We start from the raw sequence: 8,443 nt of genomic DNA, 5'->3' as shown, positions 1-8,443 counted from the left end.
CTCTTCCGTTGATAGAGTGAGCTTCAAAGAGGGGAAATTCTTATGACACTAACAGTTTGGTTATCACTTTTTACCGTGTGTTTATTAGGGGCTATGTCACCAGGTCCCAGCTTAGCTATTGTCGCTAAGCACTCGTTGGCTGGTGGACGTATCAATGGATTAGCTACGGCTTGGGCTCATGCGTTTGGCATTGGTATATATGCGTTTATTACCTTGATTGGTCTCGCTGTTGTTTTGCAGCAAAGCCCGATGCTGTTCAAGACGATTAGCCTTGTGGGTGCGGCATATCTTGCGTATTTAGGGTTTAATGCTTTGCGTTCAAAAGGTGGTGTGGCTGCGAAGTTGGAGTCAGGTGAGGAGACAACGGTAATCCAGTCTGCGCGAGAAGGCTTTTTTATCTCGATTTTAAGTCCCAAAATTGCTTTGTTTTTTATCGCATTATTCAGTCAGTTTGTCGCGCTCGGTAATGATTTGAGTAATCAGATGATCATTGTTGCCACGCCGTTTGTTGTGGATGGGCTTTGGTACACCTTTATTACCCTAGTGCTATCGAGCTCTAAAGTCGTTGACAGAATTCGCTCTAAGGCAGTGTTGATTGATCGTTTGTCAGGAGTAGTACTCATGCTGCTGGCTCTTAGAGTGGTCGTAACGGTATAGACAAGCTCGCAAGACAGAAATACTAAAAGCAGCCCGTGTGGCTGCTTTTTTGTCTACTCTCAGTAACCCTTACACAATTTACGTAATTCTGACGCTAAACGTTGCTAAAATTAATATTATCAATAGTGTTACTTTGGTTCATATTCTCATTTGCTGTGAAAGCTACTTTCCAACGCATTGTTATAATGAGAACGATAGCCACTTAACGTTAATACTAACAGTGTCGCATATTAAGTCGAGAGTGCTTTATTGGATAAAAACGGACTTTCCTCTTACTTACCCTATGAAAGGGGTAGAGACTTCATGACCGTTTAGAAGGTGAGAGCAATATGCAAAGAATAGTAGATTTAGCTCCAGTAGTAATTTTGACCAGTGTTTGCAGCGTTGCTTGGATATTCTTTTCAACAAAGAGCATTTGGGTGTTTTTTGAACTGTTTGTATTTACGATGCTTGGCTTTGGCCTTTTGTACGGGTTACTACAAAAGGCTGACCCTAAACACTTTGACTTTGTTTTAAATCACATCGATGAAATTAAGAAGGAAGGCAAAGATGCTTGCCTAAGCGGCGCTCCGAAAGAATCCAACCCATACTCTGGTGTCGATGGTGATTTATGGGAGGCTGGTTACACAGCCTCCTACAACAAAAAGATAAAGCAATAAACCGCTAGGTGCTTATTCAACATTGTGCTTTTCAAAAAAGCACCCTGCCATTTTAAGGACAGGGTGAAAGCAAGAAGTTTCTCAGGAGCGGTCGGGGGAGAGAAACTCATCTAAATCTTATATACTTACCGGCGAACCTCTTCAAATTCACCTTCAATCGCATCTGCTTTACCTGTATTAAACTCATACTCTTCGTGCATTTCTCTCTGCATTTTCTTGACGCGCTTTTCAATACGCTTGCCGGTAATTAATGCTGCGATGGTCAACGGAATCGCAATGATCAAGCTAAATACTAACGTAAAAAAGCCGGTAATCAGTGCTAGTGCAGTTACAATAATCCGATTCATAATCATGACCTCTCTGTAATTTATGTGCTCAGATTAATGCTGTGAACATGAACAAAACATGAATGCTGACGTTCACTTTGTCCGGAGAGTGTCAAATGAATGAAACGAAAAAACGCCTGAGGGTGATCAGGCGTATAAACGGGGAAAAATATTAGTAATGCGCATGGCGCTTATTATTTAGAACAAATATGAGATATTGTCCGCTACGCTATGTGGTTAACGTTGTGGAGCAAAGTTCACCTATCGAGGGAATGTTTGGTAACGAACACCCATCATTTGTTCCATACAGTGCACAACTTGGCAGCTGTAACCGAATTCGTTGTCGTACCAGATGTAAAGTACACAACGCTTGTCTTGTGCGATAGTCGCTTGACCATCTACGACGCCTGCATGGCGAGAGCCAACTAAGTCAGTTGATACAATTTCTGTTGAATCGGTGTAGTCAATCTGTGCCGAAAGCTCAGAGTTCAACGCCATTTCACGCAAGTAATCGTTCAGTGAATCACGGTCTACGTCTTCACCTAAGTTTAGATTAGCGACTGCCATAGAAACGTTTGGTGTCGGTACGCGTATCGCGTTGCCTGTTAGCTTGCCTGCAAGCTCTGGCAATGCTTTAGCAACTGCTTTTGCCGCACCTGTTGAAGTCAGAACCATGTTTAGTGAAGCACTACGTCCGCGACGGTCACCAGAGTGGAAGTTGTCGATCAAATTTTGGTCGTTTGTGTATGAGTGCACGGTTTCAATATGGCCAGAAAGAACACCATATTTATCGTTCAGAGCCTTAAGGACTGGCGTGATTGCATTTGTTGTACAGCTTGCCGCAGAGATGATGGTGTCATCTTCTTTAATTACCGACTCATTTACACCGAAGACAACGTTTTTGATGTCACCTTTACCTGGTGCTGTTAGCAGTACTTTCTCTGCGCCTTTACACGCTAAGTGTTGGCTCAGGCCTTCAGAATCACGCCAAACACCTGTGTTATCAACAACTAGCGCGTTATTGATACCGAAAGCTGAGTAATCCACTTCGCTTGGGTTATTTGCGTAGATGATTTGGATGTAGTTGCCGTTAACGATCAGTGCTTTACGCTCTTCATCGATAACAATGCTACCGTTGAACTGACCGTGAACTGAGTCACGACGCAGCAAGCTAGCACGCTTCTCCAAATCGCCTTTTTTACCGCCACGAACCACAATCGCACGTAGTCTTAGTGGGTAACCTGGACCACTTTTCTCAATGAGAAGGCGAGTAAGTAGTCGACCAATGCGACCGAACCCGTAAAGAACCACATCACGCGCTTTCAATGAAGAATCTGCGTCGCGAGCGCCATCAAGTGCAGTGATAAGGAAATCGTTTAGAGAGCTTGTATCGTCATGTTCATTCCAGTACATAGTTGCCAATTGGCCAACATCGACACGGCATGAAGAAATGCTCATTTCACAAAGAGCTTGAATAATAGGCATCGTGTGCTCAAGCGAAAGTGGGTTACCGGTATAACGTCTTGCAACGCGATGAGTTTTGAGAATGTCTATAGTAGTAGCATTAATAAGCGTTTTACCAAACAGAACCACTTCGATTCCTTTTTGACGATATAGCTTACCAATTAGAGGGGAAATAGATTCAGCAATCGTTTGGCTAGTTTGCCAGTCTTGGAGATATTTCTCTGGACTCATTGTTGTATTAGACCTTTCACGTTTTGGGGGCTAACCATACTCTCTGTTGTTGCCTCTTCGGCAGCGTGCAAGAGTGTGGTGGGTTATGTAATCGGGTTGTAATAGTTATGTGTGCGGATTCTAAGGTCGGAGTCCTTATTCTGCTAGGAAAATTAAATCCAGTGTAAAACACTACTTAAGGGGACGTTAGTGGTGGATTAATGTGACTAAAGCAGTGGTTTTCACGTATTGACATTTAGAAAGTAACTTACTTTTTTTGCGATGATAACGTTTGCTTTCAAATTAGTTTTGTTGACAAAAATGGATATTTTGCATTTTTGTGTGATTTGACTCGATAAGGCAACTCAATAGGTAAACATACAATAGATGATTTCCTGAAAAGTGATGCGACTCTTAGTTGTGAGTGAAACTTTATTGTTTGCATCCAACTTTAAGATCAAAAAATATGACTTAAATCACAATTGCCACTTCATTAGCCGATGATAAAACACTCACAATAACCATAATCTAGGTAGGTGAATGTTGTTTGAAAGTAACAATGTCGTATATGCCTTTCAATGCGGGAAACTAGTCTAATATTAAATAAACGGATGAAATCAACCATTAGGCTGATGGATGTTGAGATTATCAATAAAAACACGCTTAGCACTCCTCGCACTATTACCCGCTGTGGTAATCGTGGTATTTGCAGTTCAGCAGTTTTCTGATAATGCGTTGCGCGTGAGCCGTCTCAATCAAACGGTTAGCAATATTCAAGGTTTCCAATTGATATCCAAGGCCTCCCACTTTATTTACTCCATAGAGAAAGTACGCCGACAGCCTGATCTTCAAGTCTCTGCAGCCATTAATATTGAAGAACAAGGTGAAGTTATTTCTTCTTTGCATCAAAAGTTTGTGAGTAACCCTAATACTGCTGAGTATGCTGATGAACTGAAAGAAGCCATGCTGGGGGTATTGTCAGGTAGATTGAGTGAGATGGACGACCTGGGTGATTGGGCATTTCAACAGCTCCAAAATATGTCGCGCTCTTTGTTGCAAAATCATCAATGGTATGGCAGTGACGATGGCATTCGCATGCAAAATTTTATTGCCTACCTTGCTCAGCTCTCTTTTTGGACACAGAAAGAAGCTTGGCTGACGAACCGTTTAGTCCAAGACCCTAAGAGTCGGCTAAGTCAAAGTATGTTTTATCAGGCGATTGACCGACAGCAGCAAAATTTGGATGCGTTTTTAAACTTAGGTGGGTCATACGAGCAAGTGGATAAATTGCTTGGCTTGTTTACTTCGCCGAGATATCAGAGAAACTTGGCGTCTCGCGGACAATTAATGTCAGGAGACATGTCACAAAGTGACTACGCCGCGTATTTAAAAGAACTCGATTTTCGTGTGCAGCGCTTACAAGTGCTCATCGATGGGTTCACCAAACAAACTGAGCAGTCGCTTCTCACGCAGGTTCATGAACAAAAGGCCAATATAGCCATGATCAGTTTTGGCGTTGCCTTAGTGGTTATCCTGCTTTGTTGGCTCGGATTTAGTACTTGGTTCCGCGTTAACAGCAAACTCGATGCGATCATTCATACTTTAAACGCGTTGATCAACTCCGAAGAGAAGCAAACAAAAGTCAAAGTTGATGGAAGTGATGAACTGACCATTTTTGCTCAGCAAGTGAATCGAGTGGTTGAAGAAATGCAGAGACAAACTGAAGAAATACTGCATGCAAAAGAGTCAGCAGTATCGGCTAATCGTGCAAAATCTGTGTTTCTTGCCAACATGTCACATGAAATCCGCACGCCCCTTAACGGGATCATGGGCATGACAGAAATACTCTCTCAAAGTGAGTTGTCTTCGCATCAACAAGAAGTTGTTGATGACATTGACTCCTCATCTCAAACGCTGCTTACTTTACTTAACGATATATTGGATCTCTCTAAAATCGAGTCTGGACGATTGGAGCTGTCACTAGTAGAAGCGGATATCCGAGAAGTCGTGTATCAGTCGATGATTTTATTCCAATCCAAAGCAACATCTAAACAGCTAAAGTTAGGTATTAATTTAGCTGAAAATATCCCCATTCGCGTGATGGTCGATGATCATCGTGTCAAACAGGTAGTTACGAATCTGGTATCGAATGCGGTTAAGTTTACCGAAAGTGGGCATGTATGCGTTGATGTTAGTTATGAGGAGTTACTTGAGAAAGAACGTGGAGTGCTGACGTTTAAAGTAGAAGATACCGGAATAGGCATTGATCAAGATAAGTTAACCACGATTTTTGAACCCTTTACTCAGGAAGATGAAGGAGTGTCGAGGCAATTTGGCGGTACAGGGTTGGGTTTGGCAATTTGTTGTCAGCTTGTGTCGATGATGGGGGGCAAGCTCGTAGCAACATCTACAAAAGGAGTGGGCACATGCTTTGAATTCTCGATTGAGGTTGAAGCAATTCCGGTGTTTGGCTGGCGTTCGGAGGTGATTAATAAAGGGCTTTTGATCTGCTCAAATTACGACTACGCCGACCAAGTATTAAAAGAGTGTCGCTTAGCGAAAATCAATCTCTTTGGTGTTAATAATGTGAATGAAGTGCAAGCGATAAATGATGACTTTGATGTCATATTTCTGTGCCACAGTAACGACGCTAATACCGATGAAATCTTGGATAATCTATCATTTAATTACGATCTTCGCCGTGTGATTATTTGCCAGCATCATTTATCCACTCCCTACGAAAATGCAGAAAAAGTACATGCCGTACTCACATTACCTTTCCTTGGCAATCGATTTAAGCATGTCATTGATGATTTAGCTAAGGTTGAAAAGACTATATCAAGTGACAATGTCACCAATAATGTTGTCAGCTCTGAATATCGAGCGTCGCGCTCTCATCGGAGGATCTTAATTGCGGAGGATAATTTGATGAACCAGAAAATAGCGAGTTTTTTTCTGGATAAAGCAGGTTATGACTATTTGATAACAAGCAACGGTCAAGAAGCGTTAGAAGCCATCACAAAGGGAGAAGAATTCGATGCAATTTTAATGGACTGCATGATGCCCGTGATGGATGGACTGACCGCGACGAAAGAAATTCGTCGTTGGGAAAAGAAAGCAGGACGCGAAAAAACGATGATTATCGCACTCACTGCGAGTGTTTTGGAAGAAGACATCCACAACTGTTTTGCGGCAGGCATGGATGCTTATTTACCTAAGCCGTATAAATCGAACCAGTTATTTGAGCTCTTTAGTGAATTAAAACTCGCCTAGCTAACATTTCAACTTAGACAAGGTGTCAAAACGATAAAGCCCCACTTCAGGGGCTTAGTTCTGATTATTCATTGTTGTGCGTTGGCTTGAGCGCCTGCGAGTTTGCGTATGGTTTGGCGATAGGTTAGGTATGCGGAAACACCAGCTAACAGGTTGCCGATACAAGCGCCTAAGAGTAAACCTCGGATTCCATCCATTTGAGCGCCAACCCACAAGCACGGTAGGAAAAAGACAAACAAGCGCAGCGCTGAAATAGTGAGCGCGGTGTAAGATTTGCCTAATGCATTACAAAGAGAAACCATTAGCATACAAACCCCTAATGACCCCAAACTGATCGGCACTATCAGTAAATGCATTTCCAAGACTTGCTCCACTTGCACATCACTTGTCATCAATAATGCGAGTGGGTTTGCGACGGCAAATGTAATGGCAGCAATCAAAAGTTGGAAACCTAGAATGAATTTTACGGCAATACTGACGAGCCTTTGGATATCTTCATAGTTCTTTGCTCCAAGTAAGCGTCCAACCATTGGAGGCATAGACATTGTCAGCGCCAAGACCGAAACGATAGCAAAGAACTCATAGCGTGAACCAAGCGCCCAAGCGGCGACTGCTGCGGTTCCAAAGCTCGCCAATAATTTTGTTGCTAGCATGGAAGACAACGGTGGCAGCAGTTGGCTAATCATCGCGGGGCCCATAATGTTACCGATAGATGCAACACTTTTGGCTACGTTAAGATCTTGCCATTGTGTCGTTGCCCAGTGATTCTTCTTCACGCGAGGAGCGACGACTAAAATACCAAACCCAAAAGCGACGATGGTTGCTATTGCCGCTCCGTTAATACCCAAGTCAAACGTGAAAATAAATAGCGGATCGAGTACAAGGTTCACGCCGCTGGTTATCATCATCATTGTGCCAGGTAACATTGTATTGCCATTAGCTCGGCAGATACTGTAATAAAAATACAAAACCGCACCAGTCCATGAGCTTAATAACCACCAAGGCCAGTAACTGTCGATTATCGGCATAACAGATTCTGGAGCGCTTAATAGAGCTAAAATGGGGTAGCGCAAAAGCCAAATTAGCCCGCCAAAAATAGCGACACCAATTGAGCCGATCATCAATACTAATCCGCCAAGTTGTTTGGCATACCGACTTTCATTCGCTCCAAGAGCTTTAGAAATGACCGCTGTCGTTGCGATTCCTAGACCGACTTGAATGCCGATAATGACCATTTGCAAAGGCAGAGTGAAACCTTGAGCGGCTAACGGTAAAACGCCGAGCTGACCGATAAACGCGCTATCCACAAGCTGAAAGCTCATTAAAGACAGAACGCCAAAAAGCATTGGCCAGGTCATCGTAAATAATTGTTTTGCAAGCGTTGGTTGTGTACTTGTCGTAGTTGAAGACATAGAAAGCTGAATGCGTTAGGAATAAGAGTTAGATTGATTGTACACGGCGGTTAGTTTAGAGACAAAAATAAACCCCGAGGAAGATATTCTTGCTCGGGGTTCGAAAATCTAGCTTACGCGTTTATTTTTTGCCGCTAGTTTGCTTGTCTTCTTCAGTCAGCTCACGAATGCGACGACTGATGTCACGACGTGCTTTAGAGATCTCAGCGCTTTTAATGATGTGGTCATCAACACGATCTTCATAGTCTGCTTTCATATTTTTGATGATTGCGACGATTTCATCGTGAGTCATTTCTGGTTTGATGTAGTCTAGAAGGTTTTCTAGAAGATCAACACGTTTACGGTTATCACGAACTTTCTTCTCGTTATCAAGAAGCTCACGTTTTAGTTTGTTTTTACGACGAGCTTGGTTAACGATTTCAAATACGCTACTCATAGTTCT

At 42.7% G+C, this 8,443-nt stretch carries 7 protein-coding genes; 3 read left to right on the top strand and 4 right to left on the bottom strand.

From position 1 onward, the window contains the following. Positions 1-42: 42 nt before the first annotated feature. Positions 43-657 (top strand): LysE family translocator, encoded by a 615-nt coding sequence (locus tag CAG68_RS09470; RefSeq protein ID WP_005373611.1) that lies wholly within the window; start codon positions 43-45, stop codon positions 655-657. Between the two features lie 329 nt (positions 658-986). Next, the gene (locus CAG68_RS09465) at positions 987-1,316 is read left to right on the top strand and encodes a hypothetical protein (protein WP_005373609.1); all 330 of its coding nucleotides are present in this window, start codon (positions 987-989) and stop codon (positions 1,314-1,316) included. Positions 1,317-1,441: 125 nt separating this feature from the next. On the opposite strand, the gene CAG68_RS09460 is transcribed toward CAG68_RS09465, so the two are convergent. Then, a complete protein-coding gene (locus CAG68_RS09460; protein WP_005373607.1) occupies positions 1,442-1,663 on the bottom strand; it encodes a hypothetical protein in 222 nt (73 codons plus the stop codon). A gap of 240 nt (positions 1,664-1,903) precedes the next feature. Further along, complete coding sequence (locus tag CAG68_RS09455) at positions 1,904-3,337, bottom strand: glyceraldehyde-3-phosphate dehydrogenase (RefSeq protein WP_025767937.1); 1,434 nt, start codon at positions 3,335-3,337, stop codon at positions 1,904-1,906. Positions 3,338-3,952: 615 nt separating this feature from the next. On the opposite strand from CAG68_RS09455, the gene CAG68_RS09450 reads away from it, so the two are divergent. Beyond that, entirely contained in the window at positions 3,953-6,589 is a 2,637-nt protein-coding gene (locus CAG68_RS09450; protein WP_086047506.1) for a hybrid sensor histidine kinase/response regulator, read from the top strand. Between the two features lie 68 nt (positions 6,590-6,657). Here the strand turns inward: CAG68_RS09450 and CAG68_RS09445 are convergent, their stop codons facing one another. Beyond that, positions 6,658-8,001 carry an MATE family efflux transporter gene (locus tag CAG68_RS09445; RefSeq protein WP_025767935.1) on the bottom strand — a complete coding sequence of 448 codons (1,344 nt, stop codon included), beginning with the start codon at positions 7,999-8,001 and terminating at the stop codon, positions 6,658-6,660. Positions 8,002-8,122: 121 nt separating this feature from the next. Continuing rightward, entirely contained in the window at positions 8,123-8,437 is a 315-nt protein-coding gene (locus tag CAG68_RS09440; RefSeq protein WP_005373603.1) for a DUF496 family protein, read from the bottom strand. Positions 8,438-8,443: the final 6 nt, after the last annotated feature.

Source organism: Vibrio sp. V42_P2S4T144 (genome assembly GCF_009904715.1).
Lineage (GTDB): Bacteria > Pseudomonadota > Gammaproteobacteria > Enterobacterales > Vibrionaceae > Vibrio > Vibrio alginolyticus.
The sequence above is the reverse complement of the archived record's forward strand: the minus strand, read 5'-3'. Positions and strand labels throughout refer to the sequence as shown.